The organism is Arthrobacter sp. zg-Y820, from assembly GCF_030142155.1.
Classification (GTDB): domain Bacteria; phylum Actinomycetota; class Actinomycetes; order Actinomycetales; family Micrococcaceae; genus Arthrobacter_B.
Genome location: NZ_CP126247.1, coordinates 2,417,692 through 2,435,699 on the forward strand (window position 1 = coordinate 2,417,692; position 18,008 = coordinate 2,435,699).

The window sequence follows — 18,008 nt, forward strand, 5'->3', positions numbered from 1 at the left end:
GCCACGCGGACGCCCGCTTAGCTGTTGACGTCCTGCTTGGGAATCACCAGGTGCGTGGCGTGGTCATAGAGGAAGGTCAGCGGTCCGCCGTCGTGCACCACGTCGAGGTTAGCCCCGTCCCGGTGCCCGTCCCTGCCGTAGTTCTCGTCCCAGGAACCGTTCAGTGCCACCTTGAACTCATAGTGGCCGGCGGGAAGTTCTGCCGTGAGCTTCCACAGTTCATCGCTGCGGTCGAAGATAAGCTGCAGCTCGCTTCCAGCCGGGTCCCAGTCCGCTCCGCCCAGGGCTTTGCCCAGGGTTCCGGCGACGACGACGGCGTCCGGCTGCGGGAAGGTGGGCCCGGGCTGCTCTCCGTCCTCGTGGGCACGGGCGCCGTGCTGCTCCTGCGGAATCTCAGGCACCACCACAGCCGCCTCCAGCGCCTCTTCGACGACGGCCTCGGCAGCCGCTGCGGAAGTGTTGGCAACCGGCGGAGCCGTGCCGTCCATGGCGCCGAGCAGGTCGGCGGTTTCCGGGAAATCCTCCAGCGCCTGGCGTCCGGCGGGCGTAATGCTCCAGCCGGCCCTGCCTTCCTTCGTGATCCACCCGGCCTTGACCAGCTTGGTGGTGGCGTTGGACAGCGCGCGTTCTCCGCGGGCGGCCCCGCTGGCAAGGGTCTCGGACTCCCGGCCCTCCAGCGGCACCCGGGTCATGGCCGCGGCGAGGACTTCGCCGCGGCTGATGCGCCGCTGGGCGGCGGGATCCTCCGCGGCAAGGACCTCCAGAACGGCCTTCAGCCGCAGGGCGGTGTTTTCAATGGTGTTTTCAATGGTGGTCTTGGCCAATGGTCTTCCTTCGTCCGGCGGTGTGCAGAGCCATCACCAAGCTTACTGATCGACAGCTGAGCTCACCGATCGACGCGCAGGCTGAGGCAGCCGGACTGTATTTTGCCCAGTGGCGCCGCTGCGGTCCAGGGAAGCTGCCAGAGCGTCGAAATCCGCGGAGGCAAGCGGCGCGTAGGCGCCATAGGCCTCAATCAGTGCCGCTTCGACTGTGTCCAGGGAAACACTGCCGGCTCCGGAAATGCTGTTTTTTCGGGAAACACTGCCGGCGTCTTCCGCGGCGCCGGCCGTTTCCGGGTTCCAGTCCAGCCCCAGGGCGGAGTAACAGCTGGTCAGGACCCGGCGCAGCGGTTCGGCGTCCTGCACCACCAGCACCGACGAAAAGAGCCAGGCGCCGGAAACCACCCGCTGGGCGGTGCCCACGAGTTTGAGCTTCCGGCCGGAGTCAGCGGTGCCGTGGACAGTGAACTCCCCCGGACAGTACTCGCCGGGAATTTCCCCCACCGCGGCGTTGACGCCAACCCGGCGCAGGGCCGAGGCAAACAGCTCGCCGAAGGCCGCGAACCGCGCCCGCGAACCCGCCACGGCATCGGTTCCGGGTTCCACATGGTCCACGACCAGGCACCCCTGATGGTAGGCCGCAGCCCGTCCGCCGGCCTTGCGGACCAGCGGCGCAAAGCCCTGCTGCCGGCAGGCCTCCGCGGCGGCGTCGAACCCGGGAAGCCGGGCATCGCGCTGGCCCAGGGCCACCGTGGGCTGCGGGCGGTACAGCCGCAGCGTGGGTCCCAGCGTTCCCGTGCGGGCGGCAGCCAGCATGGCCAGCGCAAAGTCCAGGTCTTCTGCGGCACCCAGGGTGCGGGTTTGGCGCACGACGGCGAGGGGAACCTGGCCGTCGCTGCCGGCGGATGGTCCGCCGGCTGATGCGCGGGGGGCTTCCTGCGGCATCGCGTGCCCTAGGCCTGCGGGCCGAGCCGGCGGACCGTCAGGATCTGCTCGCTGCGGCCGAAGGGGCCTTCGACGTCGTGCAGCACTGAGGAGGTCAGGCCGATTCCGTCGGTGCCGAACGTGACCCGGGTGTCCAGTCCAAGCCATTCGCCCCGGGGCTCGCGGTGGAGGTGGATCTGCAGGTCGACGTTGGGGAACATGTAGCTGTCACCGCCGGGAGGTACCCGTGCCGCAACGCCGTTGGCGACGTCCACGAGACCCACCAGCCGGACGAGGTCGTTGGCCGGAGCGCCTTCCACCATGTCGTACGGGGTCCGCACCCAGACCTGCCCGCGGCCCGGGCGAAGCCCCTCGACCGCGCGGAAGTCCAGCGAGCCGATGAAATCCCCCGGCCACTGCGTCATTCCCCGGGGCTCCGCCAAGCCGTCCGGGCCGGGCATCCGGGTGTCCTCCAGGGCCGCCACTTCCGCCGTGGCCCCCCGGGCCAGCCGCCAGGCCGTGGCCCGCACCGCGGTCCGCCCGCCGGCGATCAGCTCGGCCTCGAGGAGTTCGATGGTGCGGCCCGGGCGCAGGATCTTGGTTCGCACATCGAAAACTCCGCGGGGGATGACACCGAAAATGTCATAGCTGATTCTGGCCAGGCGCATGTCCTGGCGGGGGCTGCAGTTCTGCAGCGCATGGGCGAGGACACCCGAGACCGGAGCCATGTGCTGCTCATGCTCGTTCCACGCACCCTGGGTGTGGATGCTGGATTCAAAACTCTCCTCGCCCAGGGCGCGGTAATACGACTCGGCCACAGAGGTGCCCTCCTTGGAGTTTCCAGGTTTTGGATCTCAGGCTACAGCAGGCCTCTCCGGAACCGTCCGCGGGGCTGCCGGCTGGTTGCCGCCGGACTGCCGAATCGGTCCTAGGCGCGGGGCGGGACAAGATTGGCGAACGGCAATCTGCCGTGCACCCGGCCGAATTCCGCGTGGAACTCGGCGTGGGCAGCATTGACCGTTTCCGCCGGCAACTCCCGCCAGGCCACGAGGAGGTCCTCGGCGTCCGCCAGCTGCCAGATCAACCGGCCGTCCCAGTGTCCCGGCGGCTTTCCGTTGCCAAAGTCCACAAATTCGGAGATCTGGCGGCGGAGCCCGCGGTTGCCCTTGCTGCCGGGGCTGGCCTTGCCGATGAACAGGACGTCCGCGTCGGCGACCCACTCGGCTTCCAGCGCAGCCCGCGGCAGGGACGGTTTCTTCTTCTTGAACGTTCCGGCCGTGCTTTGCGCGAGGAACCGCGGCTCGAAGCCCTCGGGCCGCAACACGGCGAAGATTCCCTGGCGCTGCGGAATTCGGTTGATGTCGAGGTCCGAGATGGGCCGGAATCCGGTGAACCCGTCGTTTATGAGTGATTTCTTGTTCAACGGCATGGATTCCTTGGATCTTGGCGGCGGGATGGTTGCTGGGCTGTCTCCCGTGGGTGCATTTCGCACCTTCGATGCTACCCGGCCGAGCGTTGCGGCCTTCCATCTGCTGCCGGCTCTGCTGCCCGGCTGGAAGCCCGTCCCCGGGGATTGCCCATCTAGCCGCAGGCTCCGAAACCGCGCAGAATGGGTCCTGCGATCTGCGCTTTCGTGCGCCTCCGGCCGGTGAACCGGCGTGGAGGGCTGGCCGCCGTCTCCTACTCCGAGCGAGGACTTCCATGCAGTACACCCACTTGGGCCGTTCCGGCCTCAGCGTCTCCCGCCTGTGCCTGGGCACCATGAATTTCGGACCCAAAACCGACGAGGCCGACGCGCACGCGATCATGGACTCCGCGCGCGCGTCGGGCATCAATTTTTTTGACACCGCCAATGTGTACGGCTGGGGGGAGAACAAGGGCTGGACCGAGGAGATTGTCGGCCGGTGGTTCGCCAGGGGCGGCGGACGGCGGGAGGACACCGTGCTGGCCACCAAGCTGTACGGCTCGATGAGCGAGCGCCCCAACGACACCTTCCTGTCCGCCCTGAACATCCGCCGGGCGCTGGATGCGAGCCTTCAGCGGCTGCAAACTGACTACATCGATCTCTACCAGTTCCACCACATCGACCGGAACACACCGTGGGACGAGATCTGGCAGGCCATGGAAGTGGCGGTGCAGCAGGGCAAAATCATCTACAACGGCAGCTCGAACTTTGCCGGCTGGCACATTGCCCGCGCCCAGGAGGCGGCGCAGCGCCGCAACTTCAACGGCCTGGTCAGTGAGCAGTCCATTTATAACCTGATCAGCCGCACCGTCGAGCTGGAGGTTATTCCCGCCGCGCAACAGTACGGGCTGGGACTGCTGCCCTGGTCGCCGCTGGAGGGCGGTCTGCTGGGAGGTGTGCTGAAGAAGGCGGAGCAGGGCGGACGGCGCACCGAGGGCCGCGCCAAGCAGGCCCTGGAGACTCACCGGGACGCATTGCAGCAGTATGAGGACTTCGCCGATGAGCTGGGCCTGGCCCCGGGCATCCTCGCCCTGGCCTGGCTGCTGCACCAGCCGGCGGTCACCGCACCAATCGTGGGTCCGCGGATCCAGGCGCAGCTCGACGACGCCCTGACGGCGCTGGACACAGAGCTGGAATCCGGGATCCTCACCCGGCTCGACACCATTTTTCCGGGCCACCGCACCGCGCCGGAGGACTATGCCTGGTAGCCCGCCGGGAGCCCCGTGAGGCCCGGTTCAGTCTTCGGCCGGAAGGACCAGCTGGGGGCCGTTGTTGCGGACAGAGTTCACCTCGGAGGACACCACGCGAGGGGTCAGCACCGGCTCAGGCATGGCGTCCAGCAGCTGTTGGACTTCGGCCGTCTCCGTCAGGCGCGGGTCCAGCCAGTCGGTGTACAAGTCCGGCGGAACGATCAGCGGCGTACGGTCATGGATGTGTCCCAGTGCATCGCTGGCCTCGGTGGTGATGATGGTGAAGCTGACCAGCCATTTGTGTTCATGGTCCTCGGGCAGCGACGGATCGGGCCAGAACTCGTACAGTCCGGCAAACGCCAGCGGATCCTGCGCCGGCGAATACAGGTACGTGGGAATTTTGGCGGAGCCGGATTTTTCCCATTCGTAGTAGCCGTCCGCCGGAACCAGTGCCCGGCGCTTCACCGCAGCCTTCCGGAATGCCGGCTTCTCCAGCACGGTCTCCCGGCGGGCGTTGATCATTCGTGCACCGATTTTGGCATCCTTGGCCCATACCGGCACCAAACCCCACTTTGCCGTGGCCAGCCGGCGGACCGTGTCCCCGCCGCCGTCTTCATGCCCGCCGCCGCGGCCTGCGTCGTCGTCGGCGGGGCGGTGACGGGCGCGCTCGGTGACAATGCGCACGTTGTCGGTGGGGGCCACGTTCCAGGACGGCGCGAGGTCCTCCCCCACCGCCTGGTCAGCATTGAAGGCTGCCACCAGGTCCGATGTTGCCTTGGCCATTACGTAACGTCCACACATCCTCCCATTGTGCCTGCCGGAACGGATTACGCCAGGACATCCGTTGATTCGAATATATGTTCTACTTTTAAGCATGGACCAGGACGCGGCGACACGGCTCGCTGCCCGCTATGCCCGGCGTTCGGAGCCGCTTGAACTTACCCCGGAAGAGCTGGACTTTGAGCACCACCCCGCCACCACTTCGGTGCCGGGGATTCCCGTCTGGGCCTGGATCCGGTTTCCCAGCGCCGCTGAGCGGGTAAAGGGCGAAGCCTGCACCTGGAACGCCAAAGCCGTGCAGGTACTGTGGACCGACGCCGGGATCCGGCGGGCCACCTGGGTCTGGGCATCGGCCGTGAGCAGGCGCTCCAACGGGGCCCGGAAAACCGGACTCGGCGAGCGGACAGGCGATCCTTCCGCCCAGCCTGCTGCCGGAGCGGACGCCGGGCCCGGCCGGCAGGCTCCGTAACGCGTCACGAACTGAAGCTGCGCCGTCCCCGGGACAGAATCGGAATTGTGCTGCAGACTGGGCCTGCGGAGAAAACCTCCAAGCCGCGCCGGCGCCGCTGCTGCGGCTCTTACGTATAGTCAGGGAGCGCACGTGGATATTCTTCTCATCGGCGGAACCGGAGTTATCAGTGCGGCCGTCGCCGAGCAGGCGTGCGAGCTGGGACACCGGGTCACGCTGCTGAACCGCGGGACCTCCGCCACCCGTCCTGTGCCCGCCGGCGTGGAAGTCCTGCACGCCGACATCCGTGATGCGCGGGCCTCGTCAAAGGTCCTGCGGGGCCGCGAGTTCGACGCCGTCGCCGACTTCATCTCGTTTGTTCCCGAACAGCTGGCCGCCGGAATGAAGCTGTTCCGCGGCCGCACCGGCCAGTACGTGTTCATCAGTTCGGCCTCGGCCTATCAAAAGCCGCCTGCCCGGCTGCCGATTCTGGAATCCACTCCCCTGCGCAACCCGTTCTGGCAGTACTCCCGTGACAAAATTGCCTGCGAAGACCTCCTGGTCTCCGCCTACCGGGACGAGGGTTTTCCGGGAACCGTGGTCCGGCCGTCCCACACCTATGACCGCACCATGATTCCCGTGATGGGCGGCTGGACGGACCTGCACCGGATGCGGGCCGGGCTTCCGGTGCTGGTGCACGGGGACGGCACCTCGCTGTGGACGCTGACGCACAGCCGCGATTTCGCGAGGGCCTTCACCGGGCTGCTCGGCCGCGCCGCAGCGGTGGGTGAGAGTTACACCATTACCTCGGATGAGTTCCTGCCCTGGAACGAGGTGTACCGCGTATTGGCAGCAGCCGCGGGCGTGCCCGAACCGCAGCTGGTCCACGTCGCCTCCGAGACCATTGCCGCCCACGACCCGGGCCGCGGACCTGGCCTGCTGGGCGACAAGTCCCACTCCGTCATTTTCGACAACTCAAAGATCAAGTCGCTGGTGCCCGGCTACTCCGCCCGCATCCCTTTCGCGCAGGGTGCGGCCGAAATCCTCAGCTGGTACGACGCCCATCCCGGGGAGCAGCGGATCGACCAGAGCTTCATGGCGCTCTCGGACAGGCTAGCCGCTGCAGCCGCCGGCTAAGCCGCCCAGCGTTTCATGGCGCTCTCGGACAGGCTAGCCGCTGCAGCCGCCGGCTAAGCCGCCCAGCGTTTCATGAAGGCCGCCATCGCATCCCTGGCCACCTTTCCGCCGGGCCGGTACTCCGTTTTGCCGTTCCCCATGCCCCAGCCGGTGGAGACTCCGCTGGCGGCCAGCCAGGAGATCTGCCTATAGAACTGGTTCGACGTGGCGACGTCGGCAAAGGGTGACTTCTTCGGCGCTGTGTACTTCGGTGAACCGGCCAGCCGGTAGAGGAAGGCAGCCATTGCGTCACGGCTCACCGGGTCGTGGGGGCGGAACACCGCACCGTTCTTCTGCTTCCAGCCCGTGGATATCTTCGTGGCAGCAAGCCAGGAGATTTCCTTGTAGTACGGGTTGGAGGTGGAAACGTCGACAAAGGGCGACTTTTTCGGCGGAGTGTACGCCGGCGACCCCTTCAGCCGGTACATAAAGGCGGCCATTGCCTCCCGGCTGATGGACTGGAGCGGCCGATAGGTCCTGGTGCCGTTTCCCTCTGCCCAGCCGGTGGAAATTCCCTTGTTATACATCCAGTTCATGTCGGCAAGGAACTGCTGTCCGCCCACCAAGTCTGCGAACGGGGAAACCACTGCCGGTTTGGCGGTTTTCGGGTAGCCGGCCAGATTGGACACCACCAGGTGCCAGCCCTTGTACGGCCCGCTTGTCGGCACCACGTAGCCGATACCAGCGTGCGTTTCCCGGGAATCCAGCATGGCCGCACGGTGCGCCGGAGAATTCATCCACCAGTCCACCACCTGTCCAGCGGAAAAATTGAAGGCGATGATCTCACCGTACCAATTGGCGCCCTTGGGAATCAGCGAACTGCCGGCGTCCGCCCGGTGAATTCCGGCCCAGTCGAAGTTCGGATCGGCCGTGGCCACCCTCAGGTGATTCGCCCACCCCTGGGACACATCGGCAATTCCCTGGTTCCAGGTCAGGGCAGGCACTCCGGAAGCCCTGCGCTTGGCGTTCATCAGATCAAACACCTGGCCGGCAAACTTGTCGCTCCGCACCGAGTCGGCGGTCGCATCAGGAGCCGACGCATCAGGTGCCGTCGCCGCTCCGGGTTCCATGCCCTCCGGCAGCACAGCGGAGCCGGTGCCCAGGGCAGCATCCTCCGCGGCCGCTTTCACTGCCGCTTCGGCAGCCTCCGGTGAAAGCGCTGCGGGGTCGGGCCGAGGGGTGTCAGGCATAACCGGCGGAGTCTCGGGAATGTCCTCAACCGTGGAAACAGCCGGTATCCCCGCGCGCGGATCAGCTGCCGCAGCTGCTCCCGGAATGGAGAGGGAAGCAAGGACAAGGGCGCAGGTGGCACGGACGGCAACAGTCCGGAATGCAGTGTTTTTCTTCATGATTGCAAGTAGCTTAACCGTATTGGAGCGGATACCCGCTTAATAACCTGCACCGGGGGCCTAAAAGTCTTTCCGTGCCGCATTTTGTAACCTTTCGACGATTTACGGCTGAGGATTCTGGTCCGGCCTGACCCGCTCCGCACCGCCTGCTAAGCCGAATGACTGCGGCTGTTTCGATGTTCAAGGAGCAGCCGCGCTCCATTAATAATGAGGGTCTCCACCGAAACTGCCTGATCCTCGGCCAGTTATTCCAATTCCCGTCCCAGCTTCGGTGGAATCCGCAGTTCAATATTCATGCCTTAAATCGTAGAGGCGTCTGTAACACCGCCTGACCGATTCGGCGTTCATTACGCCACGCCCGCTGCAGGGCTTTTCGACGGCGGTAACGCGCCCGCGGGTGTGTTACCGCCGTCGAATGTTCCGGATTAGGGGAACTTGGTGTCAAAGCGGTGCAGGAATGCCGCCATCGCGTCGCGCTTAATGGGCTCGAGCGGACGGAAGGTTCCGTCCGTCCAACCGGTCGAAATTCCCTGGGCTGCGAGCCAACTGATTTCCTTGTAGTACATATTGCTGACCGGGACATCCTTGAACCGGGAGACCTTCGGCGCCGTGTATTTGGGGCTTCCCGCCAAACGGTACAGGAATGCCGCCATCGCATCACGGTTGATGGCGGATCCCGGCTGATAGGTGTTCCCGTTCCACCCGGTGGCCACTCCGCTCGCCGCCAACCAATGGATTTCCTTATAGAACTGGTTGTTCGTGGCAACATCCCTGAAGCGTGAAACCTTCGGTGCCACATAGGCGGGCTTTTCGGAGACGCGGTACAGGAAGGCAGCCATCGCATCGCGGTTCACATTGTCCAGCGGCCGGTAGGTGCCATCCGGGTACCCGGTGGTGATGCCTTTACTCTTCGCCCAGGCAATGTCCTTGGCAAATTCGCTGTTCGCTGCCACGTCCCGGTACGGCCCCGGGGCCGGAGCGGGAGCCGGGGCGGGCGCCGGTGCCGGAGCCGCGCTGTTGCGGGCGAACGCTGTCAGTCCGGCAGCGTTGCCGTTCCAGACGTTCGAGTCGCCAACAAATGGTCCCGTGCTGCTGTACTGCCACAAGCTGTAAACGTTCCAGCTCGCAGGAAGCGCACCGGCGCCGACGTGGTTGTAGCTGGCGATGTGCAGCGGGTTGTCCCGGAAGGCAGCACTGTTGCCGGTGCAGGTCACCCACCAGTCGGTGGTCGTATAGATCATCGGGGCGCGGCCGGTGCGTGCCTTGACCGTGTTGGAGAAGTCCCGGATCCAGTTGACCATCTGGCTGGCGCTCATGTTGAAGCAGGTGTTGCCCAGGGACGCGTACGGGTTGTACTCGATGTCCAAGAGCGGCGGAAGCGTCATTCCGTCGGCGGACCAGCCGCCGCCGTTGTCCACGAAGTAGTTCGCCTGCACCGCACCGGAAGAGACGTTGGGCAGGGCGAAGTGGTAAGCGCCCCGAACCATGCCCGTACCGTAGGCCCCGCTGTACTGCTGGTTGAAGTTCGGGTTCTTGTACGTGGTTCCCTCGGTGGCCTTGGCGTAGGCAAACCGTGATCCCTGTGCCCAGGCGTGGTTCCAATCGACATTTCCCTGGTGGCTGGACACGTCCATGCCCTGGATGCCCGCCGGCCGCCAGTTTCCCGCCATCGGGTCCGCTGCCGCCTCCGGAGAAGCATCGGGTTCCGCGGCAGCGGTTTCTCCGCCCTCGGGCACAGACTGGGCGTCGGGCGCAACCGTTTCACCCGTCGCGGGAAGCGTGCCGGCTTCGCCAGGCGCCGGTACTTGCGCATCGCCGGAGGCATTGAGCCGGTGCAGGCCCTGCCCCATCGACGCACCGCCCTCGCCGATGATCCGGGCCTGTTCAGCCTCGCTGATGCCGTCGGTGAGATTGTCGGTTCCCGTGGCGGGGACAGCGGCCTGTGCCGGACCTGCCAGACAGGTGATAGACAGCAAAGCTGCCAGCGCTACTGATGTGAGACCAGTGGAAAGCGTCGTGGTTTTCATATATTCCTGGATGACGTCGTGGATTCCTGCGTTTCCGCAGGATGTTAGGAGCCCCATTGGCTTTTCGCACTGCTTTATGCGGGACGAACGGCTTCGGGACCTAACGGCGAACACGGAATAGAGGGTTCCGTGCGCTTCTTACACCGTAAGCCACTACATTTCAGAGCATCAGCCCGGCCAGCCAACTCGAGTATTTTGCAGGTAAATCGTTATATACCCGTTTTAGCTGACGCCGGGTCCAAATGCAATGAAAAGCAAGCATAAATTTGCACCTGCGGCTTGCAAGGATCCGCAATGTCCCGTAGTTGCAGGAGCGCAGCAGCCGGAATCCCCCAGACTCTGTACAAGAACAGACGCCGTTGTTTGGATGGCGGACGTTGTGGCTTTGCGGGTCCTCACATTGGGAATCCGAACATTCTGGATCCGGACATTCTGGAGATCCGAACATTCTGGATCCACTGTGGATATCGGCCCGGTCAGTAATCCCGTTCCCAGAGACGAGGATGACTGCGTGCTCAGTATGCTTGCCGGATGCGCGCGGACCTTCGGCGCCAGTGGTCTGCCCGCTAATGACGCAGCCGACTATTCTGGGGAGATACCGGGTCATTCTTGCCCGGATCCCTTGGAAATTGGAGCGTCATGGCAACTGAAGTATTGGTAATTATCGGTATGGGCGGAATGGGCCAGGCGGTCCTTCGCCGGTCGGGTGCGGGCCGCAAGGTGCTGCTGGCCGACTTCAACGAGTCGCTCCTGGAAACCACGGTCGCAACCGCACTGGGTGACGGGTACGACGTCGTGTCCCAGGCCGTCGATGTCTCCTCCCGCGATTCGGTGGCGGCATTGGCTGCCACCGCCGCGGAACTGGGACATGTGACCCAGGTGGTGCACACCGCCGGCGTTTCCCCGGTGCAGGCTCCGGTGCAGGCGATCTGGAACGTCGACCTGATCGGCACCGCTCTGGTGCTGGAGGAATTCGAGAAGGTCATTGCCCCGGGTGGTGCCGGAGTCTTCATTTCCAGCATGTCCGCCTACATGTCGGGCGGCCGCATTCCCGCCGATGTCCTCGCCAGCCTGGCCACCGTTCCGGTGGATGATCTGCACCTGATTCCGTTCGTTGCCGGGATCGACAACCCGGGTTACGCCTATCTCGTGGCCAAGCGCGCCAACCAGCTTCGTGTCCAGTCCGCCAGCCTGCGCTGGGGCGCCCGCGGTGCCCGCGTGAACAGCATCAGCCCCGGCGTGATCTCCACGCCGATGGGACAGCAGGAGCTCGCCGGTGAATCCGGCGCACACATGCGCGGCATGATCGAAGGATCCGGCACCGGCCGGGTGGGCACCCCAGGTGACATCGCCAATGCCGCGGCGTTCCTGCTCGGGCACGATGCCAGCTTCATCACCGGCGTGGACCTGCTGGTCGACGGCGGCGCTGTGGCAGGCGTGGACACCAACCAGCGGAGCCGCGTTGCCGACTAACTGACCCGGTGGCGGCGCAGCGGCGGGCTAAGCCCCGGCCGCTGCTCCGCCTCCGCTGCGGCCGCCCGCCGTCGTCGTCGTGTTAGCGTCCTCCCATGACCCAGCCCATGCCCGCCGAAAACACCTTTGACCATCTGCGGGACCTGGACGGCGAGCATGTGGGCTACATCCATATGACGGCCGACGGCGGGTTCGTGCCGTTTGATCTGCTGCACCGCCGGCGGGCCGAACCCACGGAGCTGGATCTGGCCGAAAGCCTGCTGGACGGGCTGCGGATGTTTGTCGAGACCTGGTGGCTGGACATCGATGGACAGCAGGTTCAGGTGCTCATCCAGGAAGTGCGCCGGGACCGGGTGCTCGTGGCGCCGGCAGTAGCCGGGGCGATCGCTAAATCCGCGGACATGACCCTGGCGATCGAGATCCCGCTGCCGACCGACCGGTTGCATCAGGGATCATCGCCGCCGGTCCCGTAAGTGCAGAAATACCAAACCTTGCGGGCTGTCATTGCCGGGGGCGTCGGCGATGTGGTCGAATCGGGGCAGTGCACTGCGCTTTCTGCCCGCCCCGGGAGGGGGCTCCAATGAATGGAGACAGCCGTGGACCCGAGCCCGTATTTGGTCCTCCTGCGCGGCATCAACGTCGGCGGTAGGAACAAGGTCCCGATGAAGGCGTTGAAGGGGCATCTCGAGGACTTGGGCTACGAACAGGTGTCCACCTACATTGCCAGTGGCAACGTGCTGCTCACTTCGGCCGATACTCCCGAGGTGCTCGGGCCCCGGATCGAAGCGGCCCTCATCGACAACTTCGCCCTCGACGACGAGCTCATCAAGGTTCTGGTCCTCAGTCCCGGGCAGCTGCGGGCCGTCGTTGAGCAGAAACCCGAGGGGTTCGGTGAGCAGCCAACCAGATACCACTCCGACGCCATCTTCCTGATGGGCATCGATGCCGGAGAGGCCATGACCGCCTTCAACCCGCGGGAAGGCGTCGACGCCGTCTGGCCCGGTGACGGCGTCATCTATTCCCAGCGTCTGAGCGCCGAGCGGACCAAGAGCAGACTCAGTGCCATCACGGCTTCCCCCTTCTACAAGTCGATGACCATCCGCAGCTGGAACACCACGACGAAACTGCGGGGCATGCTTCCGGAGTAACCGGCTGCGGCAAGTGTGGGAAGTGTCTTTCTAGGAATGCCCGTTTCCGGCAAACTGACCCTTGAGACGCTTGTTTTCCGCGATCCGCTCCCGAAGGCCCGCAACAACCTTGGCCAGGAAATCGTCTACATCGGCCTGCGAATAGCCTTCGCGGAGTCTTGTTGCAGTGAACTTCTGGCTCGTTAGTTGTTCAGGAGTAATAATCGGGTCGCCAACAGAAACGGGTCCGCGCCGAGGATTGGCCCTGGTAAGCCCGAGACTCTCGTTTTCTTCCTGAAGTCGCCGGAGTTCTTGAACTACCCGGTCAAGCAGATCATCAACCTGATCCTGGTCGTAGCCTTCCTTGAATTTGGTAGGCCTGAACCGCGTGAGAACAACCTCTTCAGCGGTGATGGTCCACTTTTTGGCGGACTCGGCGGTCGTGCCCTCCTCGCCGGCCGCCCTCTTGGGCTTGAAGGCTTTGATCAGCACGAAGACCAACAGGGCCACTGCAATAAAAGATATCCACAGAGTCACATAACCGCCGTTTTCGGTGCCGCCGTCAGCCAAGAGTGACAGTCTTTCGAAAACCATGGATTGTCCAACTTTCGTAAGTGCCTGAATGCTTCGAAGTGTTCGGTGCAAGAGCTGAAGCGGTGGTTACTGCTTTCAGGGATCTCAATGTAGCTCAACACCCGCACCGGTTGCGGGATCCGGCGGGTCCTCCCCCACGAGCCCATCCACCGACTCCGGTCCAGGGAACCCCGCAGGGTTTCGTTTCCTGCCTTAAATGCGGCTGCCGCCGCCACGGACCCGAAGGCCCGCGACGGCGGCAAAAGCAGAAAACTCAGCGGGAAGTCAGAAGTCCCAGTCGTCGTCTTCCGTGTTCACGGCCTTGCCGATCACGTAGGAGGAACCGGACCCGGAGAAGAAGTCGTGGTTCTCGTCAGCGTTCGGGGAGAGCGCGGACAGGATCGCCGGGTTCACGTCCGTCAGGGCTGACGGGAACATGGCCTCGTAGCCCAGGTTCATCAGCGCCTTGTTGGCGTTGTAGTGCAGGAACTTCTTGACGTCCTCGGCCAGGCCGACGCCGTCGTACAGGTCGTGGGTGTACTGGACTTCGTTTTCGTACAGCTCGAAGAGCAGCTCGTACGTGTAGTCCTTCATTTCCTGCTTGCGTTCCTCGGAAGCGCCTTCCAGGCCCTTCTGGAACTTGTAGCCGATGTAGTAGCCGTGCACGGCCTCGTCACGGATGATCAGGCGGATCAGGTCGGCCGTGTTTGTCAGCTTGGCCCGCGAGGACCAGTACATCGGCAGGTAGAAGCCCGAATAGAAGAGGAAGGACTCCAGCAGGGTGGAGGCCACCTTGCGCTTCAGGGGATCGTCGCCGCGGTAGTAATCGGTGACGATGTGGGCTTTCTTCTGCAGGTTCTCGTTCTCGGTGGACCAGCGGAAAGCCTCGTCGATCTCCTTGGTGGAGGCCAGCGTGGAGAAGATCGAGGAGTAGCTCTTGGCGTGCACCGATTCCATGAACGCGATGTTCGTGTAGACGGCTTCCTCGTGCGGGGTGATCGCATCGGGGATCAGCGAGACGGCGCCGACCGTGGCCTGCACGGTGTCCAGCAGCGTCAGGCCGGTGAACACGCGCATGGTCAGCTGCTGCTCGTCCGGAGTGAGCGTGTTCCAGGACTGGACGTCGTTGGACAGCGGCACCTTTTCCGGCAGCCAGAAGTTGTTGACCAGGCGGTTCCAGACTTCTACGTCCTTGTCGTCCTGGATCTTGTTCCAGTTGATCGCCTCAACGTGGCTGAGCAGCTTCAGCTTCTCGGTCATAAGTAATTCCTTGTCTTGAAAGGGTGCGAGGAGTTATGCAGAAATGACATATTGAAACGTCACAACATGCAGCTGACGCAACCTTCCACCTCAGTGCCCTCGAGCGCGAGCTGGCGCAGGCGGATGTAGTAGATGGTCTTGATGCCCTTGCGCCATGCGTAGATCTGCGCCCGGTTGATGTCGCGCGTGGTGGCGGTGTCCTTGAAGAACAGCGTCAGGGACAGGCCCTGGTCCACGTGCTGGGTGGCAGCGGCGTAGGTGTCGATGATCTTCTCGTAGCCGATTTCGTAGGCATCCTTGTAGTACTCAAGGTTGTCGTTCGTCAGGTACGGCGCCGGGTAGTACACGCGGCCGAGCTTGCCTTCCTTGCGGATCTCGATCTTCGCGGCCACCGGGTGAATCGAGGAGGTGGAGTTGTTGATGTAGGAGATCGAGCCGGTCGGCGGCACAGCCTGCAGGTTCTGGTTGTAGATGCCGTGCTCCATGACGGAAGCCTTCAGCGCCGCCCAGTCAGCCTGGGTGGGGATGTGGATGCCGTCGAACAGCTCGCGGACGCGCTGCGTCTGGGGAACCCATTCCTGATTGACGTACTTGTCGAAGAACTCTCCGGTGGCGTACTTGGACCGGTCGAAGCCGGCGAACCTGCGGCCGGTTTCAATCGAGAGCAGGTTCGACGCACGCACTGCGTGGTAGACCACCGAATAGAAGTAGATGTTCGTGAAGTCGATGCCTTCTTCGGAGCCGTAGTGCACCCGCTCCCGCGCCAGGTAGCCGTGCAGGTTCATCTGGCCCAGGCCGATGGCGTGCGAAGCGTCATTGCCCTTGGCGATGGAGGGTACGGAACCGATGTGGCTCATGTCCGACACCGCGGTCAGCGCGCGGATCGAGGTCTCGATGGTCCGGCCGAAGTCCGGGGAGTCCATCGTCTTGGCGATGTTCAGCGAACCCAGGTTGCAGGAGATGTCCTTGCCGGTTTCGGCGTAGGAGAGGTCATCGTTGTACGTGGTGGGCTCGGAGACCTGAAGGATCTCGGAGCACAGGTTGGACATGATGATCTTGCCCTCGATCGGGTTTTCCCGGTTCACCGTGTCCTCGAACATGATGTACGGGTAGCCGGACTCGAACTGGATCTCGGCGAGGGTCTGGAAGAACTCGCGGGCCTTGATCTTGGTCTTCTTGATCCGCGCGTCGTCCACCATCTCGTAGTACTTCTCGGTGACCGAGATGTCGGAGAACGGCATGCCGTAGACCTTTTCGACGTCGTACGGGGAGAACAGGTACATGTCCTCGTCGCGCTTGGCCAGTTCAAAGGTGATGTCGGGAACGACGACGCCGAGGGAGAGGGTCTTGATGCGGATCTTCTCGTCGGCGTTTTCGCGCTTGGTGTCCAGGAACCGGTTGATGTCCGGGTGGTGGGCGTGCAGGTACACGGCACCGGCACCCTGGCGGGCACCGAGCTGGTTGGCGTAGGAGAAGGAATCCTCAAGAAGCTTCATCACCGGGATGACGCCGGAGGACTGGTTCTCGATCTGCTTGATCGGCGCGCCGACCTCGCGGATGTTCGTCAGCGCGAAGGCAACGCCGCCGCCGCGCTTGGACAGCTGCAGCGCGGAGTTGATGGAACGGCCGATCGACTCCATGTTGTCTTCGATGCGCAGCAGGAAGCAGGAAACGAGCTCGCCGCGCTGGGCCTTGCCGGCATTCAGGAAGGTGGGGGTGGCCGGCTGGAAGCGGCCGCCGATGATTTCATCCACCATCTGCATGGCCAGCTTCTCGTCGCCGCGGGCCAGGTGCAGGGCAACCATGCACACACGGTCTTCGTAGCGCTCCAGGTACCGCTTGCCGTCAAAGGTCTTCAGCGTGTACGAGGTGTAGAACTTGAACGCACCGAGGAAGGTCTCGAAGCGGAACTTCTTCTTGTAGGCGCGCTGGTACAGCTCGCGGATGAAGTCCATGGAGTACTGGTCGAGTGTTTCACTCTCGTAGTACTCGTTCTTGACGAGGTATTCCAGCTTCTCTTCCAGGTCATGGAAGAACACGGTGTTGTTGTTGACGTGCTGGAGGAAGTACTGGCGCGCAGCAGCGCGGTCGGCGTCGAACTGGATCTCTCCGTTCTTGCCGTACAGGTTCAGCATGGCGTTGAGCTCGTGGTAGCCCAGGTCCTTGTAGGCCTCCGGCAGCTCCTTGGAGTCCGTCATGCCGGCTTCTGCGACTGATGCGTCCAAAACTCTTCCAATCCTTTGTTAACTTTGGCGACGTCGTCGGACGTGCCCATGAGTTCAAATCTGTATAAAACGGGGACTTTGCATTTCACGGCGATGATGTCTGCCGCGAGGCAGTAGGAGTCCCCGAAGTTGGTGTTGCCGGCGCCGATCACTCCCCGGAGCAGGGAACGGTTGTGCTCGATGTTCAGGAACTTGATGACCTGTTTGGGGACGGCGCCGCGTGCTGCCGCGCCGGGCTGTTCCGCGGTCCCGCCGTAAGTGGGCAGCAACAGTACGTACGGACGCTGGGCCAGCAGTGTGGGTTCGGAGGTATGCAGCGGGATCTTTCCCGCCGGCGTGTCCAGTTTTTCGACAAACCGGCCGGTGTACCCCGATGCCGATGAAAAGAAAATCAGGGGCGCGTCGGTGACGGGCTGCGCGTCTGCTGCGGATTCCGGATCCGGGGTTATCCCGGAGCGGTGTGCTATCCCCAGTGTCATGGTTCCTGCGCTCCTGACGGTGCGGTATTACGGGTGTGGTGCGGTGCTGCGGAAACCTGTTTAGGCGACCGAGGACACCGAAGCCTGCGCAAGCGCGTCGATCTTGTCCGGGCGGAAACCGGACCAGGAATCCTGCTCGGTGACGACGACGGGAGCCTGCATGTAACCCAGCGCGCGGACCCGTTCCAGGGCCTCTGCATCCTGGGACATATCCACGATCTGGTACGTGATGCCCTTCTTGTCCAGCGCCCGGTAAGTAGCGTTGCACTGAACGCAGGAGGGTTTGGTGTAAACCGTAACGGTCATGGTTGGTCTCCCCTTGTGAAGCCTTGAAGTCTGTCCCTTGATACTACATCCAGACACTACATCTAGTGCACAGCCGCAACGGGAACCCCAAGATGATGTATTACAAGTATGTCATTAGGAGATGCCCTCGTCCACAGTTAATGCACAGGGCAGGCCGAAAAATTCCGTGGATTCCCGCAGGTCGAGCCGAGTTCTCCACAGGCTGTGCAGAACGAACACACACCCCGTGAAGGGTCGGCAAGGCCACAATTTCGGAGGCGTGTCGCGAATGCTGGGCGTGTCGCCGCCGCCGGCTGCGCATCGGGTCCGCGCAGACCCGCGGCCCGCCCGCCGCCGTCCTCCAAACCGCCTCCGGAGCACAACCGGATAAAGTGGTCGACGGCGG

18 protein-coding genes and 1 pseudogene are annotated in these 18,008 nt (G+C 63.7%); 6 read left to right on the forward strand and 13 right to left on the reverse strand.

Annotated features, from left to right (window positions below):
* Nucleotides 1-17: 17 nt before the first annotated feature.
* From QNO08_RS10930 to QNO08_RS10945, 4 genes are all read right to left on the reverse strand, one after another.
* Nucleotides 18-824, reverse strand: a complete 807-nt coding sequence (locus tag QNO08_RS10930; RefSeq protein ID WP_229965458.1) for a pullulanase X25 domain-containing protein — start codon at nt 822-824, stop codon at nt 18-20.
* A 42-nt stretch (nt 825-866) separates the two neighbouring features.
* Nucleotides 867-1,766, reverse strand: coding sequence for a lipoate--protein ligase family protein (locus QNO08_RS10935; RefSeq protein ID WP_229965457.1), 900 nt, complete (start codon nt 1,764-1,766; stop codon nt 867-869).
* A gap of 8 nt (nt 1,767-1,774) precedes the next feature.
* Nucleotides 1,775-2,563 (reverse strand): thioesterase family protein, encoded by a 789-nt coding sequence (locus QNO08_RS10940; RefSeq protein ID WP_229965456.1) that lies wholly within the window; start codon nt 2,561-2,563, stop codon nt 1,775-1,777.
* 110 nt (nt 2,564-2,673) lie between these two features.
* Nucleotides 2,674-3,174, reverse strand: coding sequence for a hypothetical protein (locus QNO08_RS10945; RefSeq protein ID WP_229965455.1), 501 nt, complete (start codon nt 3,172-3,174; stop codon nt 2,674-2,676).
* Between the two features lie 272 nt (nt 3,175-3,446).
* On the opposite strand from QNO08_RS10945, the gene QNO08_RS10950 reads away from it, so the two are divergent.
* Nucleotides 3,447-4,418 carry an aldo/keto reductase gene (locus tag QNO08_RS10950; protein ID WP_229965454.1) on the forward strand — a complete coding sequence of 324 codons (972 nt, stop codon included), beginning with the start codon at nt 3,447-3,449 and terminating at the stop codon, nt 4,416-4,418.
* A gap of 27 nt (nt 4,419-4,445) precedes the next feature.
* Here QNO08_RS10950 and QNO08_RS10955 read toward each other — a convergent pair whose 3' ends face one another.
* Entirely contained in the window at nt 4,446-5,276 is an 831-nt protein-coding gene (locus QNO08_RS10955; RefSeq protein ID WP_502866865.1) for an SOS response-associated peptidase, read from the reverse strand.
* On the opposite strand from QNO08_RS10955, the gene QNO08_RS10960 reads away from it, so the two are divergent.
* Both QNO08_RS10960 and QNO08_RS10965 read left to right on the forward strand, forming a co-directional pair.
* Complete coding sequence (locus tag QNO08_RS10960; protein WP_229965452.1) at nt 5,275-5,649, forward strand: hypothetical protein; 375 nt, start codon at nt 5,275-5,277, stop codon at nt 5,647-5,649. The two genes, QNO08_RS10955 and QNO08_RS10960, sit on opposite strands and share 2 nt — an antisense overlap.
* A gap of 132 nt (nt 5,650-5,781) precedes the next feature.
* Complete coding sequence (locus QNO08_RS10965) at nt 5,782-6,765, forward strand: NAD-dependent epimerase/dehydratase family protein (RefSeq protein ID WP_229965451.1); 984 nt, start codon at nt 5,782-5,784, stop codon at nt 6,763-6,765.
* Between the two features lie 53 nt (nt 6,766-6,818).
* Here the strand turns inward: QNO08_RS10965 and QNO08_RS10970 are convergent, their stop codons facing one another.
* Both QNO08_RS10970 and QNO08_RS10975 read right to left on the reverse strand, forming a co-directional pair.
* Nucleotides 6,819-8,153, reverse strand: coding sequence for a CAP and S-layer homology domain-containing protein (locus tag QNO08_RS10970; protein ID WP_229965450.1), 1,335 nt, complete (start codon nt 8,151-8,153; stop codon nt 6,819-6,821).
* 425 nt (nt 8,154-8,578) lie between these two features.
* Nucleotides 8,579-10,129, reverse strand: coding sequence for a GH25 family lysozyme (locus QNO08_RS10975; RefSeq protein WP_284155589.1), 1,551 nt, complete (start codon nt 10,127-10,129; stop codon nt 8,579-8,581).
* 690 nt (nt 10,130-10,819) lie between these two features.
* Between QNO08_RS10975 and QNO08_RS10980 the strand changes: the two genes are divergently transcribed.
* The 3 genes from QNO08_RS10980 (at nt 10,820) to QNO08_RS10990 (ending at nt 12,801) form a co-directional block, all read left to right on the forward strand.
* On the forward strand, nt 10,820-11,653 hold the full coding sequence (locus QNO08_RS10980) for an SDR family oxidoreductase (protein ID WP_229965448.1): 834 nt from the start codon (nt 10,820-10,822) through the stop codon (nt 11,651-11,653).
* A gap of 95 nt (nt 11,654-11,748) precedes the next feature.
* Nucleotides 11,749-12,126, forward strand: a complete 378-nt coding sequence (locus QNO08_RS10985) for a serine/threonine protein phosphatase (protein ID WP_229965447.1) — start codon at nt 11,749-11,751, stop codon at nt 12,124-12,126.
* A gap of 123 nt (nt 12,127-12,249) precedes the next feature.
* Nucleotides 12,250-12,801, forward strand: coding sequence for a DUF1697 domain-containing protein (locus QNO08_RS10990; protein ID WP_229965446.1), 552 nt, complete (start codon nt 12,250-12,252; stop codon nt 12,799-12,801).
* A gap of 30 nt (nt 12,802-12,831) precedes the next feature.
* On the opposite strand, the gene QNO08_RS10995 is transcribed toward QNO08_RS10990, so the two are convergent.
* The 6 genes and pseudogenes from QNO08_RS10995 to nrdH all read right to left on the reverse strand — a co-directional run bounded on the left by QNO08_RS10995 (nt 12,832) and on the right by nrdH (nt 17,623).
* Nucleotides 12,832-13,005: a DivIVA domain-containing protein gene (locus QNO08_RS10995; RefSeq protein WP_284023551.1), complete on the reverse strand. Its 174-nt coding sequence runs from the start codon at nt 13,003-13,005 to the stop codon at nt 12,832-12,834.
* Nucleotides 13,006-13,056: 51 nt separating this feature from the next.
* Nucleotides 13,057-13,194 (reverse strand): annotated as a pseudogene (locus tag QNO08_RS11000) (DivIVA domain-containing protein); the annotation flags it as partial.
* 444 nt (nt 13,195-13,638) lie between these two features.
* Complete coding sequence (gene nrdF, locus QNO08_RS11005) at nt 13,639-14,613, reverse strand: class 1b ribonucleoside-diphosphate reductase subunit beta (RefSeq protein WP_229965445.1); 975 nt, start codon at nt 14,611-14,613, stop codon at nt 13,639-13,641.
* A 59-nt stretch (nt 14,614-14,672) separates the two neighbouring features.
* Nucleotides 14,673-16,811: a class 1b ribonucleoside-diphosphate reductase subunit alpha gene (gene nrdE, locus QNO08_RS11010; protein ID WP_229965444.1), complete on the reverse strand. Its 2,139-nt coding sequence runs from the start codon at nt 16,809-16,811 to the stop codon at nt 14,673-14,675.
* The gene (gene nrdI, locus QNO08_RS11015; protein ID WP_229965443.1) at nt 16,808-17,317 is read right to left on the reverse strand and encodes a class Ib ribonucleoside-diphosphate reductase assembly flavoprotein NrdI; all 510 of its coding nucleotides are present in this window, start codon (nt 17,315-17,317) and stop codon (nt 16,808-16,810) included. Before nrdI ends, nrdE begins: the two co-directional genes overlap by 4 nt.
* A 60-nt stretch (nt 17,318-17,377) precedes the next feature.
* Entirely contained in the window at nt 17,378-17,623 is a 246-nt protein-coding gene (gene nrdH, locus QNO08_RS11020) for a glutaredoxin-like protein NrdH (protein ID WP_229965442.1), read from the reverse strand.
* Nucleotides 17,624-18,008: the final 385 nt, after the last annotated feature.